The organism is Bacteroides sp. DH3716P (assembly GCF_025914115.1).
GTDB lineage: Bacteria > Bacteroidota > Bacteroidia > Bacteroidales > Bacteroidaceae > Bacteroides > Bacteroides ovatus.
On record NZ_CP083673.1, the window covers coordinates 5,298,566 to 5,325,293 of the forward strand.

19 protein-coding genes, 1 tRNA gene and 2 pseudogenes are annotated in these 26,728 nt (G+C 40.0%); 14 read left to right on the forward strand and 8 right to left on the reverse strand.

The window, feature by feature from the left end:
- The 7 genes and pseudogenes from KQP79_RS20105 to KQP79_RS20135 form a co-directional block, all read left to right on the forward strand.
- Nucleotides 1–404: pseudogene (locus KQP79_RS20105) on the forward strand (prevent-host-death protein); the annotation flags it as partial.
- Between the two features lie 148 nt (nucleotides 405–552).
- Complete coding sequence (locus tag KQP79_RS20110; protein ID WP_004318262.1) at nucleotides 553–1,656, forward strand: MBL fold metallo-hydrolase; 1,104 nt, start codon at nucleotides 553–555, stop codon at nucleotides 1,654–1,656.
- Between the two features lie 187 nt (nucleotides 1,657–1,843).
- Entirely contained in the window at nucleotides 1,844–3,352 is a 1,509-nt protein-coding gene (locus KQP79_RS20115) for a 4Fe-4S binding protein (RefSeq protein WP_022198943.1), read from the forward strand.
- A 19-nt stretch (nucleotides 3,353–3,371) separates the two neighbouring features.
- Nucleotides 3,372–4,775, forward strand: coding sequence for an aldo/keto reductase (locus KQP79_RS20120; protein WP_008775686.1), 1,404 nt, complete (start codon nucleotides 3,372–3,374; stop codon nucleotides 4,773–4,775).
- 8 nt (nucleotides 4,776–4,783) lie between these two features.
- Nucleotides 4,784–5,203: a DUF1893 domain-containing protein gene (locus KQP79_RS20125; protein ID WP_004306090.1), complete on the forward strand. Its 420-nt coding sequence runs from the start codon at nucleotides 4,784–4,786 to the stop codon at nucleotides 5,201–5,203.
- 30 nt (nucleotides 5,204–5,233) lie between these two features.
- Nucleotides 5,234–7,123, forward strand: a complete 1,890-nt coding sequence (locus KQP79_RS20130; protein ID WP_061448356.1) for a TonB-dependent receptor — start codon at nucleotides 5,234–5,236, stop codon at nucleotides 7,121–7,123.
- A gap of 13 nt (nucleotides 7,124–7,136) precedes the next feature.
- Nucleotides 7,137–7,649: a hypothetical protein gene (locus KQP79_RS20135; protein ID WP_004296005.1), complete on the forward strand. Its 513-nt coding sequence runs from the start codon at nucleotides 7,137–7,139 to the stop codon at nucleotides 7,647–7,649.
- 131 nt (nucleotides 7,650–7,780) lie between these two features.
- On the opposite strand, the pseudogene KQP79_RS20140 reads toward KQP79_RS20135, so the two are convergent.
- The 5 genes and pseudogenes from KQP79_RS20140 to KQP79_RS20160 form a co-directional block, all read right to left on the reverse strand.
- Nucleotides 7,781–11,766, reverse strand: a pseudogene (locus KQP79_RS20140) (two-component regulator propeller domain-containing protein).
- A gap of 229 nt (nucleotides 11,767–11,995) precedes the next feature.
- Nucleotides 11,996–13,180, reverse strand: coding sequence for an ABC transporter permease (locus KQP79_RS20145; protein WP_004296002.1), 1,185 nt, complete (start codon nucleotides 13,178–13,180; stop codon nucleotides 11,996–11,998).
- Nucleotides 13,164–14,348: an ABC transporter permease gene (locus tag KQP79_RS20150; RefSeq protein WP_004312435.1), complete on the reverse strand. Its 1,185-nt coding sequence runs from the start codon at nucleotides 14,346–14,348 to the stop codon at nucleotides 13,164–13,166. Before KQP79_RS20150 ends, KQP79_RS20145 begins: the two co-directional genes overlap by 17 nt.
- A gap of 22 nt (nucleotides 14,349–14,370) precedes the next feature.
- Nucleotides 14,371–15,357, reverse strand: a complete 987-nt coding sequence (locus KQP79_RS20155; RefSeq protein WP_004296000.1) for an HlyD family secretion protein — start codon at nucleotides 15,355–15,357, stop codon at nucleotides 14,371–14,373.
- A gap of 6 nt (nucleotides 15,358–15,363) precedes the next feature.
- Nucleotides 15,364–16,776 (reverse strand): TolC family protein, encoded by a 1,413-nt coding sequence (locus KQP79_RS20160; protein WP_009041125.1) that lies wholly within the window; start codon nucleotides 16,774–16,776, stop codon nucleotides 15,364–15,366.
- A gap of 776 nt (nucleotides 16,777–17,552) precedes the next feature.
- Here KQP79_RS20160 and KQP79_RS20165 point away from each other — a divergent pair.
- From KQP79_RS20165 to KQP79_RS20185, 5 genes are all read left to right on the forward strand, one after another.
- Nucleotides 17,553–17,625 (forward strand) — tRNA-Gly (locus KQP79_RS20165).
- A 139-nt stretch (nucleotides 17,626–17,764) separates the two neighbouring features.
- Nucleotides 17,765–18,193, forward strand: coding sequence for a DUF2867 domain-containing protein (locus KQP79_RS20170; protein ID WP_004312438.1), 429 nt, complete (start codon nucleotides 17,765–17,767; stop codon nucleotides 18,191–18,193).
- Between the two features lie 170 nt (nucleotides 18,194–18,363).
- Nucleotides 18,364–19,857 (forward strand): proline--tRNA ligase, encoded by a 1,494-nt coding sequence (gene proS, locus KQP79_RS20175; protein WP_004312439.1) that lies wholly within the window; start codon nucleotides 18,364–18,366, stop codon nucleotides 19,855–19,857.
- 214 nt (nucleotides 19,858–20,071) lie between these two features.
- Nucleotides 20,072–20,749 (forward strand): response regulator transcription factor, encoded by a 678-nt coding sequence (locus tag KQP79_RS20180; protein ID WP_004295994.1) that lies wholly within the window; start codon nucleotides 20,072–20,074, stop codon nucleotides 20,747–20,749.
- A gap of 21 nt (nucleotides 20,750–20,770) precedes the next feature.
- A complete protein-coding gene (locus KQP79_RS20185) occupies nucleotides 20,771–22,045 on the forward strand; it encodes a sensor histidine kinase (protein ID WP_004312440.1) in 1,275 nt (424 codons plus the stop codon).
- A 129-nt stretch (nucleotides 22,046–22,174) separates the two neighbouring features.
- On the opposite strand, the gene KQP79_RS20190 is transcribed toward KQP79_RS20185, so the two are convergent.
- The 3 genes from KQP79_RS20190 to KQP79_RS20200 are packed head-to-tail and all read right to left on the reverse strand — an operon-like array spanning nucleotide 22,175 to nucleotide 25,022.
- Nucleotides 22,175–23,131, reverse strand: a complete 957-nt coding sequence (locus KQP79_RS20190) for an ABC transporter permease (RefSeq protein WP_004295992.1) — start codon at nucleotides 23,129–23,131, stop codon at nucleotides 22,175–22,177.
- Nucleotides 23,124–23,867 carry an ABC transporter ATP-binding protein gene (locus KQP79_RS20195; RefSeq protein ID WP_004295990.1) on the reverse strand — a complete coding sequence of 248 codons (744 nt, stop codon included), beginning with the start codon at nucleotides 23,865–23,867 and terminating at the stop codon, nucleotides 23,124–23,126. The genes KQP79_RS20190 and KQP79_RS20195 overlap by 8 nt, the downstream gene beginning before the upstream one ends.
- 3 nt (nucleotides 23,868–23,870) lie before the next feature.
- Complete coding sequence (locus tag KQP79_RS20200; protein WP_004295989.1) at nucleotides 23,871–25,022, reverse strand: NEW3 domain-containing protein; 1,152 nt, start codon at nucleotides 25,020–25,022, stop codon at nucleotides 23,871–23,873.
- 317 nt (nucleotides 25,023–25,339) lie between these two features.
- Here KQP79_RS20200 and KQP79_RS20205 point away from each other — a divergent pair, with 317 nt between their 5' ends.
- Together KQP79_RS20205 and KQP79_RS20210 are read left to right on the forward strand one after the other, a co-directional pair.
- Entirely contained in the window at nucleotides 25,340–25,777 is a 438-nt protein-coding gene (locus KQP79_RS20205; RefSeq protein WP_004295988.1) for a PepSY-like domain-containing protein, read from the forward strand.
- Between the two features lie 21 nt (nucleotides 25,778–25,798).
- Nucleotides 25,799–26,656 carry a PepSY-like domain-containing protein gene (locus KQP79_RS20210; protein WP_004312442.1) on the forward strand — a complete coding sequence of 286 codons (858 nt, stop codon included), beginning with the start codon at nucleotides 25,799–25,801 and terminating at the stop codon, nucleotides 26,654–26,656.
- The last annotated feature ends 72 nt before the right edge of the window (nucleotides 26,657–26,728 follow it).

A 26,728-nucleotide genomic window follows, 5' to 3' on the forward strand; every position in this document is an offset into this window, starting at 1 on the left:
ATACGAGACTGGATAAAAGTTTTTTAGTGAACCTGCTCGCCGGAAAAGAATGGATGGTTGGCAGACTCAAACAGAATGTATTAAGTGTAAACGGCCGTCTGTTCTTTCAGGGAGGAGGACGCTATACACCTGTGGATGAAGAAAAAAGTCAGGAAGAAAAAGACATCGTTTTTGACGAGAGCAAAGCATATACTAAACGATTCAATCCATCTATAAACGGTGATGTTTCGATCAGCTTCCGGATCAATAAGAAAAGAGTATCCCACGAGTTTTCTCTGAAAATACTGAATGTGGGTATGCGCACCGGAATGCATTTCTATCAATACAATGAAAGAACGAGTGTAGTAGAAGAAAAAGACGGAGCGGGTCTGATTCCGAACATCAGCTACAAAATTTATTTCTAAATAACTGAACAAGAAAAGGGTTTGTTCACACAATAGACTGACACCCAACAGGCAACTGCTTTCAGTAATTATGGTATAACAATCTGTAATATATATACTAACAAGCTCTCTGAATACCTGTATATTTGCTGCGTGAAATAATTTAGTTATGAATTATATGCGTATCATATTCAAGAAATTCAAAGCACGTATGATTGTAGGATGTATATTAGCTGTAATAGCATTGCTGGCGGTGTCAGTCATTGTTTTTATCAATCAAGCCAGTTTCGGCAGAACTCCCCGTGGGGAACGGCTGGAAAGAGTCATGAAATCTCCTAATTACAGAAACGGAGAATTTAAAAATCAGCATGAAACTCTATTGATGACTTCCGACAGGGGACGTTTTAGCGGAATCTGGGAGTTCATTTTCAGAAAGATAGACGGTTTGCGCCCCGAACAGGCTGTCAAAGCAATAAAAACAGATTTACGCAAGATTGGCCGTAATGAAGAAATATTGGTATGGTTCGGACATTCATCTTACCTGATTCAAACGGGAGGAAAGCGAATATTGGTTGACCCGGTATTTTGTATGGCTTCTCCCGTATCTTTTGTCAACAAGCCATTCAAAGGTACGGAACTTTATACACCGGATGATATGCCGGACATTGATTATCTCGTGATTAGTCACGATCATTGGGATCATTTGGATTACAACACAGTCAAAAAATTAAAAGACCGGATTGGAGCAGTGATTTGTCCGTTGGGTGTTGGCGAACATTTCGAATATTGGGGATTTGATAAAGAGCGTCTGATAGAACTTGACTGGAATGAAGACGCAAACCTCGCTCCGGGCTTTATGATACATTGTTTGCCTGCCCGTCATTTCTCCGGTCGCAGACTTACTGCCAACCAGTCACTTTGGGCTTCTTTCCTGCTAGAAGCTCCTTCACAAAAGATATACATTGGCGGAGACGGAGGATATGATACGCATTATGCAGAAATAGGCAACCGGTTCCCCGGCATCGACCTCGCAATTCTTGAAAACGGGCAATACAACGAAGAGTGGAGCTTAATTCATCTGATGCCCCAATATATGGCACAGACGGCCAGAGATTTAAAAGCGAAAAGAGTTCTGACCGTACATCATTCTAAATATGCGTTGGCCAAACATCGTTGGGATGAACCTCTCAAAAATGCAGAAGAGATGAAGAATAAAGATTCTCTGAATGTATTGATTCCGGAGATTGGAGAGGTCGTGGCATTAGAAAAATAGTGTTTTACCCAATCGGCTAAAGGTTTTCCCGTCTGTTATCAGTGAAATTGGTAAAACATTCTGTAATTTGTATAGTTGAAAAACAAATTTCCCTGATTAACTTTGCAAAGTTGAAATATAGATGGTTCAATCCTGACAGTTTTAGACATTTAGATATAACTACTATAAATTGAAAATTAATTAGTTTATGCTACGTACTATCAGACTTACAACCGCCATTGTGTGCTTTACACTTATTACCCTGCTCTTTCTCGACTTCACGGGTACATTGCACACATGGTTCGGATGGTTGGCGAAAATTCAATTTCTGCCGGCTTTATTAGCCTTGAACATAGGTGTCGTATTGTTTTTAGTTGTACTTACATTCCTGTTCGGACGTATCTACTGCTCTGTTATTTGTCCGTTGGGAGTGTTTCAGGACATTGTTTCGTGGGTATCCGGCAAACAAAAGAAAAACCGGTTCCGTTATTCACCAGCAATGAAATGGTTGCGGTATGGCGTTTTAGGAGTATTCATTATTATGATGGTTGCAGGATTGAACTCTTTGGCTATCTTGCTGGCACCGTATAGTGCTTATGGCCGGATAGCTTCCAGTCTTTTTGCACCGGTCTGGCAATGGGGAAACAACCTGTTGGCGTACTTCGCCGAACGAGTGGATAGTTATGCTTTTTATGAGGTAGATGTATGGATAAAGAGTCTTTCGACGATGCTGATTGCCATTGTTACCCTTGTTGTTCTTTTCATTCTGGCGTGGCGCAACGGACGAACCTATTGTAATACGATCTGCCCCGTAGGTACTGTATTAGGGTTTATATCCAAATATGCGATATTCAAACCGGTAATTGATACTTCCAAATGCAATAGTTGCGGTTTGTGTGCCCGCAATTGCAAAGCATCGTGTATTAATCCGAAAGCTCATGAAATAGATTATAGCCGTTGTGTGACTTGTATGGATTGCATCGGAAAGTGTAAGCATGGAGCCATTACATACACAAGACGGAAACCTAAGAACGAAACAGCTACGAGCGAAGATACGAAAGCAAAGTCTGTCACTACTGAACAGGTAGACAATGCCCGTCGTAGCTTCCTTTCAGCATCGGCCATTTTTGCAACAACTTCTGTACTGAAAGCACAAGAGAAAAAAGTAGACGGAGGATTGGCTACTATCGAAGATAAAAAGATTCCCCAAAGAGAAAATCCTATCTATCCTCCCGGTGCTTTAAGCGCACGCAATTTCACTCAACATTGCACAGCCTGCCAATTATGTGTCTCTGTTTGTCCCAACCAGGTATTGCGCCCATCGGACAACCTATTGACATTGATGCAACCGGAAATGTCATACGAACGTGGGTATTGCCGTCCCGAATGTACTAAATGTTCGGAAGTTTGTCCTGCCGGTGCTATTCATCTCACCAGTCTTGCCGAGAAATCAGCTATTCAGATCGGGCATGCCGTATGGATTAAAGAGAACTGTGTACCTTTGACAGATGGAATGGAATGTGGCAACTGTGCCCGCCATTGTCCGACAGGTGCCATACAGATGGTAGCTTCCGATCCTGAAAAAACAGATTCTCCAAAGATTCCGGTAGTAAATGTAGAAAAATGTATCGGTTGTGGGGCGTGTGAGAACCTTTGTCCGTCCCGTCCTTTCAGCGCTATTTATGTGACAGGACATCAGATGCATAGAATTATTTGATCTAAATCAGTATAAGATTATGGAAGATAAAAATAAGAAAGATATAAATAGAAGAGATTTCATTAAGATTGTAGGTATTAGTGCAGCCACGTCGACAGGGCTATTATACGGATGCTCTTCAAAAGGTACTTCCTCTTCAAGCAGCGCAACAGGAGAAGGAGAGGTGCCTACCGATAAAATGACTTACCGCACGTCTCCGACTACCGGTGACCGTGTTTCACTCTTGGGATATGGTTGTATGCGTTGGCCTCTCAAACCTGTTCCCAACGGTAATGGTGAAGTAATCGACCAGGATGCCGTGAATGGACTGATTGATTATGCAATCGCTCACGGAGTAAACTATTTCGATACATCTCCGGCATACGTACAGGGCTTTTCCGAAAAGGCAACGGGTATTGCATTGAGCCGTCATCCCCGTGACAAATATTATATCGCCACCAAGTTATCCAATTTCTCTCCCGATACATGGTCTCGTGAAGCATCGCTCAAGATGTACCACAAATCGTTTGCAGACCTGCAGGTAGATTACATTGATTATATGCTGCTTCACGGCATCGGCATGGGAGGAATGGAAGCCCTTAAAGGACGCTACCTGGATAACGGAATGCTTGACTTTCTAGTGAAAGAACGGGAGGCAGGACGTATCCGCAATTTGGGATTCTCCTATCACGGGGATATCGAAGTGTATGACTATCTGCTTTCACGGCACGATGAATTCAAGTGGGACTTCGTACAGATACAATTGAACTATGTAGACTGGAAACATGCCAAAGAAACCAATACCCGGAATACGGATGCTGAATATCTGTATGGAGAATTGCATAAACGAGGAATTCCATCTATCATCATGGAACCGCTTTTAGGAGGTCGTTTGTCTAAATTGAATGACAACCTGGTGGCACGGCTCAAACAACGCCGTCCGGAAAGTAGTGTCGCTTCCTGGGCTTTCCGTTTTGCCGGTTCATTTCCGGACATTCTGACTGTGTTAAGTGGTATGACTTATATGGAACATCTGCAAGATAATCTCCGCACTTATTCTCCTTTGGAACCGTTGACAGATGAAGAAAAAGAGTTTCTCGAAGAAACGGCACAATTAATGTTGAAATATCCAACGATCCCTTGCAACGACTGCAAATATTGTATGCCATGTCCGTATGGGTTGGATATACCTGCTGTGTTGTTACATTACAACCGTTGTGTCAATGAAGGGAATGTCCCCAGGAACGGGCAGGATGAGAATTATGCGAAAGCCCGGCGTGCTTTTCTAGTCGGATATGACCGTAGCGTGCCCAAACTTCGTCAGGCAAGCCATTGCATCGGTTGTAACCAGTGTGTGGCACACTGTCCGCAGAACATTGATATTCCGAAAGAGCTGCATCGGATAGATCAATTCGTAGAACAATTGAAACAAGGTACTTTATAAAAGAAAAGATGGAAGAATTAATCAATTTACTACATACGGGAGGATATTCCTGTACTATTGCCAACAAAGGAGAAATCCGTACTTTCACTCAACGCGGTGTGGCTGATATCTATGATTTACTGACCCAGGAACCGGAGTTTCTTAAAGGAGCCTCGATTGCTGATAAGGTGGTTGGAAAGGGAGCTGCCGCCCTGATGATTCTGGGAGGTATCAAAGAGTTATATACTGATATTATCAGTACCAAAGCTCTGGAGTTGCTTCAGAAATCAGATATAAAAGTTGGTTTTACAGAGAAAGTACCTTTTATCTGGAACCGTAACCATACAGGAGGATGTCCTGTAGAGACAATGTGCAGCGAAGTGGAATCAGCAGAAGAAATATTACCACTGATCCGCGATTTTCTGGAAAAGATCAGAAATAAGAAGTAAAAAGAAGAAACTTGAAACACGAAATAAAGTATGAAAAGAAATACAGCTTGTTTATTCCTGTTCGGTAGCTTGCTTTCCATCTCGGGAATGGCACAGACTAAAAAGGATAGCATACAGGCCGGAAGAAATTATATGATTGATGAAGTCGTAGTCACCGGAACACGTAATGAAACCGATGTGCGTCATCTTCCGATGACCATTTCCGTAGTCGGCAGGCAACAAATTGAGAAAAGATATGAGCCTTCTCTTTTGCCGTTGTTAACGGAGCAGGTACCGGGATTATTCACTACCAGTCGTGGCATCATGGGATATGGCGTATCTACCGGAGCTGCAGGTGGCATGAGCTTGCGTGGTATCGGTGGTAGTCCGACAGCGGGATTATTGGTACTGATTGACGGTCATCCCCAGTACATGGGGTTGATGGGACATCCGATAGCGGATGCTTATCAATCTATGATGGCAGAGAAAGTGGAAGTTTTACGTGGTCCTGCATCTGTACTTTATGGTTCGAATGCCATGGGTGGTGTGATTAATATTGTTACCCGTCGGCAACAGGAAGAAGGTGTGAAGACGAATATGCAAGTTGGGTACGGTTCATATAACACGTTGCAGACTGAATTTTCCAACCGTGTCAAGAAGGGACGTTTCAGTAGCGTCGTAACCGGATCATATAATCGTACAGATGGACATCGTCCCGATATGGGATTCGAGCAATATGGTGGATACGCAAAGTTAGGTTATGATATCAGTTCTTTCTGGAAAGTATGGGGAGATGTGAATGTAACCCATTTTAATGCTTCCAATCCGGGGACTATCCAAGTACCACTGATTGACAACGATTCTCGTATCACTCGTGGAATGACATCGTTCGCTTTGGAAAATCATTATGAAAAGACTTCAGGAGGTTTGAGCTTTTTCTATAACTGGGGACGACATAAAATCAATGATGGCTATCAGATAGGAAAAGAACCGCAAAAATCACATTTCAACTCTAAAGACAAAATGCTGGGTGTATCATGGTATCAGAGTGCCACTTTCTTTACCGGTAATCGTTTGACCGTAGGATTTGATTATCAACACTTCGGAGGTGAATCATGGAACAAAGTACTGGCTACGGGTGAACATACTCCGGGAGTAGACAAGCAAATGGATGAGTTTGCCGGATACGTTGATTTCCGTCAGGATATCAGCAGTTGGTTCTCACTGGACGCAGGTATTCGTGTAGACCACCATTCACACGTAGGTACAGAATGGATTCCACAAGGCGGACTGGCTTTTCATTTACCCAAGAATGCAGAACTTAAAGCAATGGTCAGCAAAGGATACCGTAATCCAACCATTCGTGAGATGTATATGTTTCCTCCTGCCAACCCGGAATTGAAACCGGAAAAACTAATCAACTATGAACTTTCCTATTCACAACGTCTGCTGGAAGGGGTATTGTCCTATGGAATCAGCCTTTACTATATCAATGGCGACAATCTGATTATGTCAAACGGACTCTTTCCTCCATTGAATATCAATTCCGGAGAGATAGAGAATTGGGGAGTTGAAACGAATATAGGCTACCACATCAATTCACATTGGAATGTGAACGCCAATTATAGCTGGTTGCACATGGAGAATCCCGTTCTTGCTGCCCCCGAACATAAATTGTATGCAGGGGCGGACTATACTTCCGGACGTTGGAGTATATCGACTGGAGTACAATATGTGAAAGGACTTTATACTTCTGTTGTAAAGGGTAGCGAGCAACAGGATCATTTTGTTTTATGGAATTTTCGTGGGAATTATCGTGTCTGCCGTTTCGCTAACCTCTTCATAAAAGGAGAGAACCTGCTGGCACAGCGTTATGAAATAAATGCAGGTTATCCCATGCCCAAAGCTACGTTTATGGGTGGTATTAATTTGAACTTTTAAATAATAAAATGATATGGAATCAACTACTGTAAAACTCTATTCGCTGAATTACGGCAATGTGAGAACTTATCTGGCAGCCTCGTTATTCATCGTTGGCAACATCCTTTTTCCCCAATTTTTTCATCTCATACCGCAAGGAGGAATAACCTGGCTGCCTATCTATTTCTTCACACTGATCGGAGCTTATAAGTACGGATGGAAAGTCGGTCTGCTGACTGCTGTTCTTTCCCCTATTATCAACTCCTCACTTTTTGGTATGCCGATGCCGGTGGTGCTGCCTGCTATTTTATTAAAGTCCGTATTGCTCGCCATTGCTGCCGGTTGGGCCGCACAACGTTTCGGACGTATCTCCATCCCGGTATTGGTTGGCGTAGTACTTACCTATCAAGTTGTAGGGACATTGGGAGAGTGGATGTATATAGGAAATTTCTACAATGCCATTCAGGATTTCCGCATTGGAATTCCCGGAATGTGCCTGCAAGTATTCGGAGGTTATTTATTCATTAGATATTTGATTCGCAAATAACTTCCTTATCAATAACCGCTTTTCCCTGAAAAGAGTTATAAGCCTTGAAAAAGAAAGTTCTCCTCTGTTATAGATACCCATAACAGAGGAGAACTTTTTTAAATACAACGTATCTATTCGCTTTTTATTTATCAATCTTCTTCGTCATCTTCCAGTTCAGCAGAGGGATTGCCTCCTTCTTTAGCATACCTGCTCGGACTCATCTTATAGTATTTTTTGAATACTTCCCGAAAATATTTAGTTTCAGAGAATCCAACCATGTCTGAAATCTCATTAATAGCATATTCACCCTCTTTCAATAACTCGGTAGCACGTTTCAAACGCATCCCCGAATAAACTCTGTCGGAGACTGTCCCGTCAATGCTTTCAATTTACAATAGAAACTGGTACGGCTCATGCCACTTGATTCACAGAGCACATTAACGGAAAATTCAGGGTTGTTTATATTCTCATCCACGATTTTCTTTACATTTGATATAAACTTCCAATCGAGGCTGTTAGTACCGTTTGCAGATGGAACCATTGATTTCGCTTCTATATCCAGATTGGCATATCTCATGCGCAACAGTTCCCGGTTTGCCAACAGATTAGCGATATTCGCCCGTAATATTTTCACGCTGAAAGGTTTGATGAGATATTCGTCCGCACCAATCGACAGTCCATCCAGAATATTATTTTCTTCTCCCAAAGCAGTGAGCAACAACACAGGAATATGTGAAATTTCAATATCACTTTTGATAGCCACACACAATTCATCTCCCCGCATCTCTGGCATCATGATATCAGAAAGAACCAGTTCCGGCCAATATTCTTTGATAATAATCAATGCTTCCTTTCCGTTAGCGCAAGCTTGTACATTATATATAGAAGACAATGAACTGACCAGATAGGAGCGTAGCTCATCATTGTCTTCTACAACAAGAATCCGTCGTAAATTTGGATCATCTATCGTAGCGGTTGTCTTTGCCGGTACATTCGGAGCGGGCAGTACAGGAGCCAACGCCTCAAATTTAGAAGATGCTTCGTCACTGATACTTTGAGAAGTCTTATTCTTTTTCGGAAAAACAATTTTGATTGTCGTACCTTGATGTTCGACACTATCTACACTAATTTTACCTCCATGAAGGCTCACCAGTTTTCCTACCAACATTAATCCGATACCACTACCCGTCACTTTAGAGTTAATAGCATTGCTGGCACGGAAATGAAGCTTGAACAACTTACTTTGTTCACTGGCAGGAATACCTATACCTGTATCCTTGATTATCACTTTCCATGAATCATTCGTATCGGACACGGAAATGCTGACCTTTCCATTTTCCGGAGTATATTTTAGCGAGTTCGATATTATATTCTTCAAAATAGAATCCATCTTCTCCTTATCAAACGATACATTCATATAGCTGAAAGTACTCTCGTATGTATATTCAATACGCCTAATGGCAGCATAAGAAGAGAATGAATTATATATTTCATTCATATAGGTATTCAACTCATACTCGGAAACACTCATTTTAGAGGAATATACATCCGTTCGCTCAAAATTAATCAGATTGCTGACCAGGCGTAAAAGAACTTCCACATTCCTCAATGCAATGTTCGTACGAGTTATTCCATTGTCGGTAAGCGTCTCTTCTTCCAATAATTCCTCCAAAGGTGCTTTTATTAAAGTTAATGGAGTACGTATATCATGGGCCGTATTGATGAAGAACTGCGTTTTTTCATCAGATATATTCTTTTGTTTTCTTAGATTTATCACACGTAGAACAAAATAAAATCCCCCTATTACCAACAGAATATAACACAAGATAGCCCACCAACTCGACCAAAAAGGTTGCGTGATGATAATTTTCATAGCACGTTCCTGAAAAACAATGTCATGTTCTTCTCTGGATATAGCACGTACATGAAGAATATATCTACCTGGAGGCAAATTGGTAAAACGAATCAAATTATTTGCTCCCGGTTGAGTCCATTTCTCATAAAAGCCTTCTAATTTCCACGAATATAGTGCATTTCCGGGAGAATCATAATTGATTGTAGAAACTTCAAATGAAAACGTATTCTCATCATAAGCCAGCTCTAATACATCTGTCTCATCGATACTTTTCTGTAAAGGAGAATCCTTGACACCCGGATAAACAGGTTGATAAGACAGATGAAAGTCGCTAAATACCAATCTGGAGAACTTATAATCCGGGAATTTCACATTCATCGGAAGTTCAATTGCTCCATCCGTACTACCGAATACAAAGTTTTTATTTTTACGCACCGTTCCTGCCGCTGCGTTAAAGTATGCAGGCAACAAGCCTTCTCCTCTAGTCCAATTACGAAATATCTTTTCTTTAGTATGAAAACAGGTTATTCCGTTCTCTGTACTCATCATTATACGTCCATCTACTTCCGGCAATATTGTAAATATTCTATTTGAAACTAAAGCAGAATTATCAGAAAAATAATGTTCGAAAGTCTTATCTTGAGGATTATAGATAAATACTCCCATACCATTTGTCCCGATATATAACAACCCATTATCTGCCTGATAAAGCGTATTAATATAAGTGATTCCTATCTCCATTTCAATATACTGATATTCACCAGTATTTCGATTCAATAAATACAAGCCAGCAGCAGTTCCGATCCACATATTATCTTTGTCTTTTTCAACAATTGATGTTATGGAATTCAGTCCCGGATATAGACGTGCACTGTTAGTCTCCAAATCAAAACATTTTAGATTATAATAGCCTCCCGACCAGATATGTCCTCTTGAATCTTTAACTATATCACGAATATATTTATCCGGACGCATATTGACGTGAGAAAGAAGGTAAGGAGAGAAGTATTCAACTGATAGCGTTTCTTTATTTATTTTATAAATGCCGGAAGTATATCCTCCTGCCCATATAATGCCAGGAGCCACTTCACATAAAGTAATAAATATATGATTCTTGTCCTTTAGTTGATGATTAAAAGAGCTTAGAAATGAATGCCACTGACCTGTTTTTGAATTATAAAGACTAATACCATTACTAGTTCCAAACCACAGATCACCTTCATGATCTTCGATAACCGCTTGTACCTGATCATTGATTAATGACTGTGCATTACCCATAGCATGTTTCATCCAATGATAATTTTCATAGCGATTATCAATCACTGTAATTCCTGTTGGATAATTAGCAAGCCATATCCGCTTTTCTTCATCTACAAAAACATCATTGATATTATTTCCATTCATTTCATTATAACTCTGATAATTAGCAATAATGTAATCTTCCAGTTCACAGGTATTTACGTTAACTTTATACACCCCCATTCCTTCCGTTGCAATCAGTAACTCTGTTTCATTCAATGGGCTGATACGAGCTATGTTTACATCACTAAGATCAGCGTCCGGACGTATAATTTCCTGTGTATTCATATCGTACACAAAAACTCCTCTTTCAAATGAACCAATGAACAATCTTTTTAATTGCCGATGAAAATACAGTTCACTCACCTGTGCATGAAAATAGTCCAGTGTTTCAACAGGCATGGTCTCTAAAATACCATTCTCCAGTTTGACATATCGTACGCCCGTCTCCGTTGCTATAAAGAAATGGTGCTCATCTACTTGTTCTATTGCCGTAATACTACTATGCAATACATTGGGAAATCGAACTATATGAGCATCTTTAATATTATACAGCAATACAGTATCTTTACGACATATCCAGATATTATCATTGCGATCCAGATAACCACAACTTATTGCTTCAGAGGTATCCGGTAATTTATATACCATTTTGAAATCGTCTCTGTCGGCTTCGTATTGAAAGACTCGTCCTTGTTTGCCAACCACCCATATACCGATATGTGGTTCTGTATATAACCATCCCAAACGTATGGGAGCATCCAAAATAGTGCCTTCTTTATTTAATTTATAGTGTTTTATATCTTTACCGTTGTATCGGTCCATCCCTTCATTTGTAAGAAACCACATATAGCCCTGAGCATCTTTCTGAATATTGAATATCCGGCGATTGCTCAAGCCATCTTCTATTCCTATATATTTGTATGTTTGTGCTGTAACCCAAACAGGAAAAAAGAGAAGAATATATACAATGTATTTCATATAAATAGTTGTTTTTTAAACTACTTCTAACGATCATATAAACATAACAGTTAACGAAACTAGACAAAAACAATGACAAATGCAAAGAAATAGGAGAGATTCTACAAGAAAACATCTATTTAGAAACATTTTTATTTCCAAAGTTGATTATTTACTTTGCGAAGTTGATTTATCTGAAAGTGTTCTTTTGCTATATGTTATAATTAGCGCATGTTTTGTTTTTGTTAATTTAACTAATCAGATTTGATTCCAGTTTCTTCTTATAGACCCATATACTTATTGTAAAATAAATAAGTGCCTGTATCCAGAGAGTTATATATTCCGGTCTGATATCAGCCATACTGGCTCCCATAGAATTCAGTTTCACAAAAGCGAGTGTGCCTGGTGCAGCTGGGAAAATGTAATGGACTACTTTCCAATACCAGGGCATTAGTTCCATTGGATAGGAAACGCCGGAAAGAAAGATTAATCCTACGGAGAAGAAGGCGATCATGAGTAGGGGAGCTTCAGAATCCGTAAAATACCTGGATGCAGCCAATCCCAAGAAAGAAGTTGCCATCAAATATGGAATCAATAATAGTACGATGTACAATCCGTTTCCAATATTGGGGATGCTGAAAAAGTGAGGGAGCAAGCCTAATAGAAAAAAGGCAAAGATGGCATAAAGAGTACAGTATACGGACGTTTTTCCTGCCACTATACGAATAGCAACTCCCCAGCCATACCCCAAAGGAGTATATGCACGGATTCCTTTACTACTGTATTCTTCTCCGGTCACCATACCAATAACCATCAGCAAGGTCTGGAAAATTATAATCATCATGACTGCCGGAATAAGATAGGAACCATATCCTTCGGTATAATTGTAGAGTGCAGTGCCTTCCACATTGATCGGTTTCGCCATAGCTACGGCGAGCAATCCTTGTGGTGGAAGAAACACTGCTTCATCTGGCCGGTATTTATCATTAATAGCCAGCATGACACGTGAAGAAGCACCTTGCAAAGCTTCGAAATACAAGAAGGCATCAGTAGTTGCATAAAGGGAAAATACGGCTTCATCTCCCCGGAACACCCGTTCCTCAAAATCATGAGGCAGGTAGAGTATTCCCTGTACTTTGCCTTCTTTCATCCATTCTTTTGCTTCGTGATAGTCCATAGCCTGACTAAAAATCTCTGCTTGGGGAGTAGCATCCAGCCAACGGATAAAATCACGGCTCAATTCACTGTGCGAATTGTCGACTACGGCAACAGGTACATCGGTTACAATATTCGGTGCATACATATAATTGTAGAGCAACCCGTAAACGAAGATTCCTCCCATCAACACCAGTAAAACCGCATAACTGGTACTGATAGCTAGAAATTCACGACGAATGATGAATGACAACTGTTGTAACTTACTTAATGTTTTCATACTTATGACTTTCTATAGCTCGTTTTAAATGAGGAAGCAGCGACAGGGCCAGCAACGGGAAGATACAGAGTATCACAGCCGACGGCCAAAGATGGATAAACCCACCGCCTCCATAGAGCATGGTTTGCATCATTTCCGTAAAATGACGGACAGGGAACAAATTGGAAGCATCCCTCACCAACGGATACATATTGGGAACCGGAAAGGTTACTCCGGACAAAGTAGCCCCCAGAGAACCTACCATAGAAACTACACTTATAACCAACGATATTGCCGGAAACAGCGAGAATAAAAACAGCCCTAAAGCCTGTGTTGCAATGATGAAAAGCACAGTCATGATATTCATTAACCACCAACTCCCCTGAAAAGGAATATGCAAAATACCAAACATGACGTAATTAGCCAACCATCCTATCAGTATATATATAATGGTATAAGGTAATAATTTACCTAAAACAGCTGTCACTATATTGCCTTTTGCAGTCGCCAGCCAATCATCTGCTGTGCGGAACTTGATTTCAATGCCAACCGCATACACGGTAATCAACAGAATCAAAACCTGAAACAGCACAAAGAAAAAGGGCTGACTTAAATATACCGAATAATCCAGACTAGGGTTATATATCGGATGGTTATTAGCTTGTACGGGTAATAAAAAGGTGGTAATCTGATCCTGTTCTACTCCGAGTGCCATCGCTTGCATCACCACAGGAGAAAGAGCCACCGGAGCTAAGGAAGTTTCGAATGCCGCCATCAACTCACCACCTACCGACATTAATGCATAATGATAATAGTAGGAGAGTGTTGCATTCTTTCCGGTAATCGCATTCTGTTCAAATTGGGGAGGTATGGAAAGATATCCATAAATCTCTTTCTTTTGCACAGATTCACGGGCAGCTGCTTCATTTACAAAATGCTTTGTCACTTTAAAAGTTGGTACGGCAGAAATATTCCTGACTATCGTCCGGGAAGTAGCAGTATTATCCTGATCGACAATACCAATAGGAATGTTTTCCATCTGTCCGTTACCAAAGATCGTAGCCATAAAGAAAAGGGTGAACAATGGCAAGACAATGCAGACACCAAAATAAAGGCGCCGTGAAGTCATTCGCCACCACTCTCTGAGCAGTACGGAACGAAAAGGGGAATATGTTTGTGATTCATCCATTCTCTGGTTTATTTGATGTCGATTAATCTAAAGTCAATAACACGGACATGCCGGGACGCAAGTCATCCACCTTTTGGGTTGGACGGGCATGAATCTCAAAGGTACGTAAGTCATAACTTCCGGTTTGCTTGGTTGATTTCCAGGTAGCAAAACTGCCTAGCGGACTAATATAATAGATTTTGAATTCAATATTTTTTTTACCGATAGCGGGCACATCCGCAACAAATGTTTCGTCCATTTTAAATTGCGGCATCAGATCTTCCCGCACGTTAAGAACAACATGTATATCATCCATCACCACCAAATTCATAATGGGAGTTCCCGGTGCAACCAACTCTCCACGTTTAGGGAAGATTGTTGCTATCTGACCGTTTTCCGGAGCGGTCAACCGAGCATCGACCAGCAAAGCCGAGACTTCATCCACTGTGCTTCGAGCAGCATCCACCATGCTGGCAGCAGACGCTTTATCTTCTTTTTGTGCACCATCTACAGCCATCTGATACTGTTCATAGGCAGCACGTTCGGCTGCTACAGCCGCTTTATACATAGCTTCTACTTCATCCTTTCTTTGAGAAGTAATGACACTGTCCTTATATAAAGTAAGAATACGGTTGTAAGTTGTCTGGGCGAGAGTAAGATCGCTCTTCGTTTTATTCCATAATTGCAGTGCAGTAGCCACGATCTGACGACGGGTTCCGGCATCTATTTTCTTGTTCTGTTGTACTGCCACCTGTTCCAAGGCATTCACTTGTTGATACTTGGCATGTACTTCAGGGCTATTAATGACGACAAGAGTATCTCCCCGGTGTACCCAGTCTCCCTCCTGAACGAAGAAAGTGTCGATACGGCCGGGAAGTTTCCCACTGATACGGATTTCTGTTGCTTCAGCTTGTCCTTGCAAGACCAGCGGCTGTTTATGCATTAATATAACTCCCAAGCCGGTGAAAATACCGACAGCCAGAAGAATGATGACAAAAGCCCATGATAGGGTTTTACTAGTTGGTTTCATTGTTTGTTACGGTTTAGGTTGATAGTTTGCAAATTGTTCCGGTGTGCCACAAAGCGAGAGTAGATTCATTAGTGCCACATCATATTCATAATATGCTGCCAGGCGAGCCACTTTTACACTGGCAAGCATGGTTTCAGCATCAATAACTTCGGTAGAAGTTGCCATCCCTTCTGTAAATGATTTCTTTCGGATGCGTACCAATTCTTCACTTAAAGCAATCGTTGCATTTAAAGCTTTTACATTATCCTGTGCCTTTTCCAGCTGCGTATAAAGCTTATCTACCCCAACAGCCAGATCATCACGGGCCTTCATCTGGCCTAAAGCCAGAGTTTGTTCCGTTAATTTTGATTGCCGCACTCTTTTTTCACGATCCAGTCCGTCAAAGAGGTTCCATGTAAAACCAATGCCTACCATGGTACGCGGTAATAAATTACTCTGAATACCATGCGAATACAAGGTCTGTTTTCCAAAAAGGGCTATATTCGGCAAATAGCCGCTTTGAGCAATCCGCACTTCTTGTTTGGCAATATGCTGCTGCAGCTGTAATTGGTTGAGTGTATAGTTCCCACTGTTTACTGAAAGATCAAATAGCATTTTAGGTGGCAATGAATCATTCATAAAAAGGGGAGAGGTAGGAATGATATTGGCATCTGCATCCTTTTTATTCAGCAAAACCTTTAAGGCACTTTGCACTACTGTTTCTTCTTTTCGCGCAGCTTCCAATGCACGTTTGGCTTCATCCATATTTACCTGGGCAAAAAGCCTTCCTGCTTTGTCAATCATTCCTGCTGCCTCTAACTTCAAGGCATTTTCATAATGTTTCTTCAATCCGTTGTAGGTTTCTTCACGAACCGTCACAATTTGTTGTGCCAGTCGAAGCCCGTAATAGCTTTCAACCAATAAACTTTGCTGATTGGCCGATACCTGTGCCCGACTTTCCCGTGCCAGATCAACCATCGTTCTTCCGATGTTGGTGGCATGAAAACGCTTACCACCGGAAAAGAGTACCCACTCGGCTGATAAATCAACAGTTGTCAAATTTCTTGGAGTCAAAGGAAATATAAGGGTATTTGCCCCAATTTGATCCAGTATAGACGAAATGATCTGGTCATCCGGAATAATGGAATGTACAAAGTCTTTAGCCGGATCGGTAAACTGCGATAAAGGCTGTTTAACTTCGATCTTCTCCGACATGTGTACAAACGCACCTGTAGACTGAAGACTGGGATACCAAAAAGCATTCAACTTATCACGTTCAGCCTTCGCAATCTCAATACTCTTATCCGCTATTTTCAGACTCTGATTTCCTTGATTCAACAGATGCAGTGATTCTTCGAAACTTAATGGTATCTGTGCATCTATCTGACCGATGGAAAAATACAAAGTCAATAGTATACAAAGTCGCTTATTTTTTTTCATACTGGTTAGGTTATATCTGAATTTGAGATATTCTAACAGATGAAAAGAGAGGTTTGTTCATCAGAAAGAATATAGCAATACAACAAAAGAAGGTTTCAACGCTTTTTTATAAGATGTTCTATTTTTCATCTTCTCTTTGAATCACGTTTGTATCATTTCTATCAGATAGAAAAAATGATGCATAAAATAATGCAAGTATATGCAATAAGCGTGTTATTAATGGATATAAACTACTTGATTATACAAAATATAAATGCATATTGGAGTTGTTTCTTTAAAGGAAAAGCTCTGTTCCTTTAAATGGAACCAACCGTTGGTCGGTGAGAAGCGTGTTCTCCCTTTAAAAGAAAGCTACCAAACAGCCCATAAAGTACCAGTTTGTCTCTAAATCTTATTTATTTTGCTAGAAACTAAATCTGTCAATTTGAAATAATATAAGCAACTTTGTTCTCACATATTCAATATTCATTCTCTATTTAGAACCTAGTGATAGATTATTCACTAAAATAGTTTATATCTGAATCTTATTAACCGGAAATCCTGGAATTTTTTCTATAGCGACTATCGCCAATCTGTATATTTTTAATTATACGGGCTACTAATATGCGTTTTTTCATATCCGGTTGTTTTTCATCAAAACAAAAGAATTGAAGAGGCTTTAATTTCTCTTTTTTCTTGCATTAAAATTTCTGCGATTTTATTTGAGATATAAAAATTATGTTTACCTTTGCATCACCATTTCATAAGGCTTTTGAGTCGAGAAATGCAGTAAATATGCGGTAATAGCTCAGTTGGTAGAGCACTAGCTTCCCAAGCTGGGGGTCGCGAGTTCGAGCCTCGTTTACCGCTCTTTTGAAAATCAGGTGGTTATCTTAAAAAAAACTGCCTGATCTTTTATTTTTCAAGCCCCCTTTTCTATGGTTTTATCTATTATCGGACGAAACCTAAACTGAACATATTGTAGAATAACCCTAATTGAATAACCAATATGGCTAAGGAAATAGAGAAATATCTCCCCGTAGATTACAGTGACAGTTTTTCCATAGAAGTTACAGAAAATCGTTTGTCTCCTAAAGATATTATTTTAAAAGTCTTTGCTCATAACCCCGCTTGGCTCCGAATGTTGTATGCAATAAGGGCCTGTTTAGTCAAACCTTTCGGTATAGAAACTAAAGCTATTGAAAGTGAAGAACTTATTATAGAGGAAGACAAGCAAGAAGCAATTATGAGAAAAGACGATAAACATTTATTGTTTTATGTCGATATTTTCATTACGCCATTGGAAACAGGAAAACAAATGATTGAGGTTACCACATTAGTAAAATACCATAATTGGGTAGGAAAGGCTTATTTCTTTTGTATAAAACCTTTTCATCGGGTCATAGTGCCTTTAGTTCTCAAAAAAGCGCTATGCTGAACAAGCACAGTCGCGGATGCAACTATATAACGAATATGAAAAATGAGATATGTAATATAGAAGTACATGACTTTAGAAAATTAATGCATGAAGAATAGGGCAGTTCATGCATTTTTCGTATTTTTGCACCCTGTTTTAACACTCAAGAAAACTTTAAATAGAAAAATATAATGGCAAAAGAACTGAAAGACCTTACCAAACGTAGTGAAAACTACTCACAGTGGTATAACGATTTGGTGGTAAAAGCTGATTTGGCAGAACAGTCTGCTGTGCGCGGATGTATGGTGATTAAGCCTTACGGATACGCTATCTGGGAGAAAATGCAACGTCAATTGGACGACATGTTCAAGGAAACAGGACACGTAAATGCATACTTCCCGCTATTAATCCCGAAATCATTCTTAAGCCGCGAAGCAGAACACGTAGAAGGGTTTGCGAAAGAGTGTGCCGTAGTAACACATTATCGTTTGAAGAATGCGGAAGACGGTTCAGGAGTTGTAGTAGATCCTGCAGCTAAATTGGAAGAGGAATTGATTATCCGTCCGACATCAGAAACAATCATCTGGAATACTTATAAGAACTGGATTCAGTCATACCGTGACCTGCCTATTCTCTGCAACCAATGGGCGAATGTTTTCCGTTGGGAAATGCGTACCCGTCTTTTCCTGCGTACTGCCGAATTCCTGTGGCAAGAGGGACATACCGCTCATGCTACCCGTGAAGAAGCAGAGGAAGAAGCAATCAGAATGTTGAATGTATATGGTGAATTTGCAGAAAAATATATGGCTGTTCCCGTTGTAAAGGGAGTGAAATCAGCCAATGAACGTTTTGCAGGTGCACTTGACACTTACACAATAGAAGCCATGATGCAGGACGGAAAAGCATTGCAAAGTGGTACTTCCCACTTCCTGGGACAAAACTTTGCAAAGGCATTCGATGTTCAGTTCGTTAACAAGGAAAACAAGTTGGAGTATGTTTGGGCTACTTCATGGGGTGTTTCTACTCGTTTGATGGGTGCATTGATTATGACTCACTCGGATGACAACGGATTGGTATTACCTCCACATTTGGCTCCGATTCAGGTAGTAATCGTTCCTATCTATAAGAATGACGAACAACTGAAACAAATTGACGCTAAAGTAGAAGGCATTGTAGCTAAGTTGAAAGCATTGGGTATCTCTGTGAAATATGATAATGCAGATAACAAACGCCCGGGCTTCAAATTCGCTGATTATGAATTGAAGGGTGTACCTGTTCGTTTGGTTATGGGTGGTCGCGATCTTGAAAACAACACTATGGAAGTGATGCGCCGTGATACACTGGAAAAAGAAACGGTTACTTGTGAAGGCATTGAAACATACGTTCAGAATTTGCTTGAAGAAATGCAAGCTAATATCTACAAGAAAGCATTGGACTACCGTAACTCCAAGATTACAACAGTAGACACCTATGACGAATTTAAAGAAAAAATCGAAGAAGGCGGATTTATTCTGGCTCATTGGGATGGAACTACTGAAACCGAAGAAAAAATTAAGGAAGAAACTAAAGCAACCATTCGTTGTATTCCGTTCGAGTCATTTGTTCCGGGAGACAAAGAACCTGGTAAATGTATGGTAACAGGTAAACCATCTGCTTGCCGCGTGATATTTGCACGTTCTTATTAAACAAAATTCGCACATAATTATAAAAAGGATGGAAACGGCTCAATCGCTTTCATCCTTTTCTTTTTTTCCTTCCATATTATATTATTTATGGCCTGTCCTAACAGTTCATTAGACATTCAATAGTTATTTCAAGCTCTTTTTTCAATCCATTTCAGTTTTATTTCAGAAATATCCCTTTTCTTTGTAGTATGTAAAAAAGAAAGGAGACAAAATTATGAAGATATTGATTGTAGAAGACGAACCCTCTTTGAGAGAACTGATTCAATGTTCACTTGAAAAAGAACGTTACGTTGTAGAAACAGCCAGTGACTTCAATTCTGCTCTACGCAAAATTGAAGATTACGACTATGATTGTATCTTATTGGACATCATGCTACCGGACGGAAGCGGACTTGATCTTCTTGAACGACTGAAAGCTCTCCATAAGCGGGAGAACGTGATTATTATTTCCGCGAAAGACTCTCTGGAAGACAAAGTTTTGGGATTAGAACTGGGAGCGGACGATTATTTGCCAAAGCCATTTCATTTGGTTGAACTAAATGCACGAATTAAAAGCGTGATTCGTCGCCATCAGCATGATGGAGAGATTGATATCCGCCAAGGCAACGTACGGATAGAACCGGATAAATATCGTGTATTTGTCAACGAGCAGGAAGTGGAACTAAATAGAAAAGAATATGATATCCTGTTATATTTTATCAATCGCCCTGGGAGATTAATCAATAAAAACACTTTGGCCGAATCAGTGTGGGGAGACCATATCGATCAGGTCGATAATTTTGACTTCATATATGCACAAATCAAGAATCTTCGCAAAAAGCTCAAGGATTCGGGTGCAACTATTGAAATTAAAGCAGTCTATGGATTTGGGTATAAAATGATAGTAGAATAAAAAGGAAAGAGATTATTGTCCATGAAATTAATATATTACATCATTCTTCGTATTACCCTTGCTCTGACTCTCATACTGACGGTCTGGGCTATCTTCTTTTATGTTACGATGATCGATGAAGTCAACGATGAAGTGGATGATGCTTTGGAAGATTATTCGGAAACCATCATTATCCGGGCATTGGCAGGAGAGGAGCTACCTTCTAAAACCAATGGCTCCAACAATCAATATTATATGATGGAAGTAAGCAAAGAGTATGCGGAAAGCCGGGAGGATATTCAGTATAAAGACTCTATGGTATACATTGAAGAAAAAGGAGAGACCGAGCCGGCACGTATTCTTACTACTATCTTTAAAGATGATGAAGGACGATACCACGAACTGACAGTATCGACCCCCAGCATTGAAAAAGATGATTTGAGAGATGCCATCCAAATGTGGATTATATTTCTATATGTAGCTTTATTATTCTGCATTATTATCATTTCCGTATGGGTATTTTACCGGAATATGCGACCGCTCTATGTACTTCTACACTGGCTGGACGGTTATCAAACAGGAAAAAGAAATAAACCTTTGAGTAACGATACTCAAATCACGGAATTCCGGAAATTAAATGAGGCTGCCATTCGTTATGTGGAACGTACGGAGCAGATGTTCGAACAACAAAAACAGTTTATCGGAAATGCTTCACACGAGATACAAACTCCACTTGCTATCTGCCGTAATCGATTGGAAATGTTGATGGAAGATGATTCGCTATCAGAAAAACAACTGGAAGAACTGATGAAAACGCATCAGACTTTAGAATACATTACTAAATTAAACAAATCCCTATTATTGCTTTCCAAGATTGATAATGGTCAGTTTACGGATACCAAAGAATTGGAACTCAATGTACTTCTCAAACAATATCTGCAAGATTACGAAGAAGTTTATGATTATCGCAACATAGAAGTCACGATAGATGAACAAGGCGTTTTCAAGGTGACAATGAACGAATCCCTGGCTGTTGCTTTGCTCACTAACCTCCTGAAAAATGCATTTGTACATAATATTGATGGAGGACATATCCGAATCACCGTTACTAAGAACGGTATTACTTTCCGAAATTCGGGAGTGGAACATCCGCTGAACAAGGAACATATCTTCGAACGTTTCTATCAGGGTAGCAAAAAAGAAGGATCTACAGGGCTGGGATTAGCTATAGCCGATTCCATCTGTCGTTTGCAACATCTGAATATAAAATATTACTTCGAGCAGAATGAACATTGCTTCGAGATTTCCCAATCATAAGATTCATCTGAAAAACACAGAGGACACGGATTTTAAGTGAACGACCTGTCGGTTATCATAAAACCAATTTGTCAGGTATATCCATTCACCTGTTTCTCCGTGTCCTCTGCGTCTTTTATAGTGAGCAGGTTATCGGGATCGTATTTCTCTCCTCATAAACATGATATAAGAAATAGCGAAGCAAATAACCGTTGCCGCAATCAATCCGGTCAACTGTGGCCATACAACTAAAAGACTTTGTCCCAATGGGAGCGGACTAGGGATAGCTCCCTGTACCTGTTCCATAGTCAATGGCCCCAAACTTCTGACAGAAGGCATCAATAGTGTGGTGGTAGCTTCATTAAACAGTTCACTCGGTGCCAAACGCATCAACCCTAGAATAAACTTCTGATAACTGATAATCTGATAAGGTGATGCCATCTGTGACGGACTCAACCCTTTTGCCACCAAATTAACAATCATGGTATAGAATACACTAAAAAACAGCCAAACAGCCACAGATGCTAAGGCAGAAGTCGCTGCCTGACGGAAACGGAGTGAGAACAGAATAGCCAGATTCAACCAGAATGCTACATAAAAGATACTGGTAATGATGAAGAAAACAATTCTCCAAAACTCTTCTGCCGTAGGAGGAATACCAATAGCAATCAGCCCACATCCCATCACCAGAAAGCCCAATACAAACAACATGATACCTATCACAATCAAAGCAGCCACAAACTTCGCATTGATAATGCAATCGCGATGAATAGGCTGGGACAGCATACGGCTCAATGTTCCTTTATTTTGTTCGGAATTGACTGCATCAAATCCCAAAGCGATTCCCAATAGGGGACCTAAGAAGTTAATAAACAGCACAAAAGAGGGGAGAGTCCCATCTGAAACCGTAAACAACTTCAAGAAAAGAAACGAACCGTCCGGATCATTAGGTTTGATGGCTTCACTAATATTGGTGAGTGCTGTATATAGCGACCCCATACAGGTAAGTGCTATAATACCTATTAGTATAATAAAACGCCAACTTTTGACATGATCGGAAATTTCCTTGTTGACGATAACCCAAAAAGGATGATTGACTTTATTCATGTCTTTCTCCTCCTTCCTCAAAATAATGGTTATAAATATCAGACAATTCCTGCTTCTTATCTTTCAATTCTGCCATATCAATCAAAGCAAGTAATTGGCCATTACTGAACAAACCTACCCGGTCGCACACTTTCTGTACCTGATCCAGATGATGGGAAGAGAAAAGCACTGTCAGTCCTTCTTCTTTACTCAACCAGCGAATCAGTTCGATAAATTCCTGAACACCTGCAGGGTCAATCCCTGAAGTCGGCTCATCGAGAATAATAATCTCCGGATTTTTAATAAGTACATCAGCCAATCCCAACCGCTGTCTCATACCACGAGAGTATTTCCCTGTCTTTTTGGCTAACTGATCTTCAAGGCCTACCCGCTTCATCAGTTCCATAGCCTTGGTTTTTGCCTCTTTATCAGAAATACCATTTAATCGCGCTGTATAGATCAAATTCTCCGGTCCTGTCATATCATCATAGAATCCTACATCTTCTGGCAAATACCCAATTTTCCTTTTTACTTCAATGGGGTGTGTAGTAGAATTGATTCCACAAATTTCAACTGTTCCCGAAGTAGGCTCTGTCAATCCCAACATCATTAAGATAGTAGTTGATTTTCCAGCACCATTCGGTCCCAGTAATCCGAAGATTTCTCCTTTCCGGATATTCAGGCGAATATGATCTACAGCAGTGAAATTACCGTATTGTTTGGTCAAATCGGTAAGTACGATCACTTGTTCGCCCATAATTTACCTCCTTCCATATTTACGGAACAGATAGTAAACCACGCCGATGGTGGCAATAATGATAAGAACGCCTACCCATCCCCATATCATCGGAGTTTTTACTGCAACTCTGAACTGCGCATCTGCATTTACTTCAGGAGTTTTTGCCATGATGGTAGTCACATAGTCGCCTGGCAATGCTTTTTTAGAAGCTTTCAAAGTAGCCATAACCGTTGATGTCTCTCCGGCTTTTAGTGCATCGATTTTTGAAGGTTCGAAAGTTACTTCCCAGTCAGCAGGTTTATTAGCAGACAGCTGAATATCTTTCAGTAATGAAGAACCTGTATTTCTGACTTCCAGTTCTATTTTCTTTATATCACCTGCTGTGACATCTGTGCTCAATAACCCACGGGGAGTAGTCAGTTCCATTTGATAAGAGCCGGTAACAACCACTTCCAGTTCCAATTCAGCGGAAGTGGTACCTGTAGCGGCGCGTACCGGAATTTTGTAACTGCCGGCTTCTACATTGGCAGGAGGAGTAATATCTATACTTACATTTTGGGTACTGTTGGCTTCCACTTGTGCAGAAGTGGCTTGCTTATAATTAGGTTTAAAAACTACATTCCAACCTCTGGGTGCATTAGCCATCAAAGCATATAGCTGCTGGTCGGCAGTCTGATTCTTTAAAGTGGCGCTGAAAGTGAAGGTTGATTTGGAATTTCCCTGCATGTTGGGTTGGTCGGTAGTAAATTCAGTCTGGTATGTTCCTTTTTGAGCAACCACCACATCCAATGGAAGTTTGGCGTTTCCGGCATATACTACAAAGTGATAATTACCTTTATTCACTTTTAATGGGACTTCGACTTTTAAATTGAAAGTCTTTTTCTCTTTGGGAAGTACCGATAGTTGGCTAAGGCTCCAGCCACCGGATTTCATTTCGTGTTTCCAACTGGCGGACAATCCGCTGACAGAAAGATTCGCATTCATCAACTGGTCTGTGTTGTTGATAAGATCGATACTGTAGTCAATTGACGCTCCGGGAGATACGGAGATTTTTGTGTAAGGTGTGTACAGAATCACGCTCTTAGGTATTGAATCATTGGCGTGCGTGTAACTCATAGGGATAATCCCCAATAGAATAGCTAATAATAAAAAATAATTTGTTCTCATAGTCATACAAAAGTTCTTATGGTTGTTTAATATGAATATTGTCAAATTTGTGTGTGCAAAAATAAACGATGTATCTATTAGTAGTTTTAAAAGAATCCTAAAGAATCTAATTTCAGGAAGAAATTATAGTGACACTATCCCTATAGGATGGTGACGGTATCCTTTATATATAGTGACGCTATGTTAACCGGATAGCGTCACTATATTTTTTCGATTTTTTTTCGGAAATTCTCAAAATTCCCAAATCTTTTCAGATTCTCCTCTCATCTTTGCATTATCAAATTAATAATAATAGTAAAAACCAATATTAAAAAACAACGATTATGAAAAAGTTAGTATTCTTATTAGTGTGTCTTTTCACTTTGCAAACAGTAGCTCGTGCAGATGACGACAAACCAATCCAGGTAACTCAAATGCCACAACCGGCACAGCAGTTTATCAAACAGCATTTTGCCGACAGCAAAGTAGCATTAGCCAAAATGGAAAGTGATTTCTTCTATAAAAGTTATGAAGTGATTTTCACGAATGGCGATAAAGTAGAGTTTGACAACAAAGGTAACTGGGAAGAAGTGAACTGCAAATATAGTTCTGTACCTACAGCAATTATTCCGGCAGCTATTCAGAAATACGTAGCGACCAATTACCCTGATGCTAAAATTCTAAAAATTGAGAGAGATAAGAAAGATTATGAAGTAAAACTGTCCAACCGTACGGAACTGAAGTTTGACCTGAAATTTAATTTGATTGATATTGATTTCTAAACCTATTTAAATTGAACAAAGATGAAACTAAAGATTTATACACTTTTACTGGCACTAAGCGTCACATGGAGTCTGCAAAGTTGTGACAACGATGACGATGGTTCAATAGCTGTTCCTGCCGAACTTCAAAGTGCATTTTCATCCAAATTCCCTAATGCTGCAAATGTGAAGTGGGAAACTAAGTCTGGATATTATGTAGCAGATTTCTATGACGGATATGAAGCATCTGCATGGTTCACCCAAGATGGTAAATGGCAAATGACAGAAACGGACATTCCTTACAATGCATTACCACAAGCAGTAAAAATGTCTTTTGAGAACAGCGAATATGCCTCATGGAAGCGGGATGATATAGACAAACTGGAACGGACAGGCGTTGAAACTGTTTTCGTAATTGAAGTCGAAAAGCAGAATCAGGAGGTCGATTTGTATTATTCTGCTGATGGAACTCTGATTAAAAGCATTGTAGACACTGATGATGATAACAACGAACATCTTCCTGTACAATTGACTGAAGCTATGAAAAACTTCATCAATGAAAAGTATCCGAATGCAAGAATCATGGAAGTAGACGTTGAGGATGATAGAAATGATTGGGATTCTGGATATACAGAGGTAGATATCATTCATAATGGAATCCCCAAAGATGTATTGTTCAACCAGACTGGAAATTGGTATTCTACTTCATGGGAAATACGTCAGAATGAATTGCCTGAAGCAGTAAACAATACTCTCAATAATCAATATGGAGAATATCGTTTTGACGAAGCGGAGTATATTGAAAAAGCAGATGGTAGCATATATTATCGAATTGAACTTGAGAAGGGGGATGTAGATAAAGTAGTAAACATAGGCGAGAACGGTACTGTCCTTTCATAGGTCAAAGTGCATAATTCTGAAACATAATTCTCACAAACAACAAACGATGACATAATTCCTGGGGGATATGTC

Bases quoted from the DNA above. Each gene is read 5' to 3' on its own strand.
- KQP79_RS20120 (WP_008775686.1), top strand. From the start codon at position 3,372: ATGGAAGATAAAAATAAGAAAGATATAAATAGAAGAGATTTCATTAAG.
- KQP79_RS20150 (WP_004312435.1), bottom strand. From the start codon at position 14,348: ATGGATGAATCACAAACATATTCCCCTTTTCGTTCCGTACTGCTCAGA.
- KQP79_RS20155 (WP_004296000.1), bottom strand. From the start codon at position 15,357: ATGAAACCAACTAGTAAAACCCTATCATGGGCTTTTGTCATCATTCTT.
- KQP79_RS20190 (WP_004295992.1), bottom strand. From the start codon at position 23,131: ATGAATAAAGTCAATCATCCTTTTTGGGTTATCGTCAACAAGGAAATT.
- KQP79_RS20130 (WP_061448356.1), top strand. From the start codon at position 5,234: ATGAAAAGAAATACAGCTTGTTTATTCCTGTTCGGTAGCTTGCTTTCC.
- KQP79_RS20180 (WP_004295994.1), top strand. From the start codon at position 20,072: ATGAAGATATTGATTGTAGAAGACGAACCCTCTTTGAGAGAACTGATT.
- KQP79_RS20145 (WP_004296002.1), bottom strand. From the start codon at position 13,180: ATGAAAACATTAAGTAAGTTACAACAGTTGTCATTCATCATTCGTCGT.
- KQP79_RS20110 (WP_004318262.1), top strand. From the start codon at position 553: ATGAATTATATGCGTATCATATTCAAGAAATTCAAAGCACGTATGATT.
- KQP79_RS20160 (WP_009041125.1), bottom strand. From the start codon at position 16,776: ATGAAAAAAAATAAGCGACTTTGTATACTATTGACTTTGTATTTTTCC.
- KQP79_RS20115 (WP_022198943.1), top strand. From the start codon at position 1,844: ATGCTACGTACTATCAGACTTACAACCGCCATTGTGTGCTTTACACTT.
- KQP79_RS20210 (WP_004312442.1), top strand. From the start codon at position 25,799: ATGAAACTAAAGATTTATACACTTTTACTGGCACTAAGCGTCACATGG.
- KQP79_RS20200 (WP_004295989.1), bottom strand. From the start codon at position 25,022: ATGACTATGAGAACAAATTATTTTTTATTATTAGCTATTCTATTGGGG.
- KQP79_RS20195 (WP_004295990.1), bottom strand. From the start codon at position 23,867: ATGGGCGAACAAGTGATCGTACTTACCGATTTGACCAAACAATACGGT.
- KQP79_RS20125 (WP_004306090.1), top strand. From the start codon at position 4,784: ATGGAAGAATTAATCAATTTACTACATACGGGAGGATATTCCTGTACT.
- KQP79_RS20185 (WP_004312440.1), top strand. From the start codon at position 20,771: ATGAAATTAATATATTACATCATTCTTCGTATTACCCTTGCTCTGACT.
- proS (WP_004312439.1), top strand. From the start codon at position 18,364: ATGGCAAAAGAACTGAAAGACCTTACCAAACGTAGTGAAAACTACTCA.
- KQP79_RS20170 (WP_004312438.1), top strand. From the start codon at position 17,765: ATGGCTAAGGAAATAGAGAAATATCTCCCCGTAGATTACAGTGACAGT.
- KQP79_RS20135 (WP_004296005.1), top strand. From the start codon at position 7,137: ATGGAATCAACTACTGTAAAACTCTATTCGCTGAATTACGGCAATGTG.
- KQP79_RS20205 (WP_004295988.1), top strand. From the start codon at position 25,340: ATGAAAAAGTTAGTATTCTTATTAGTGTGTCTTTTCACTTTGCAAACA.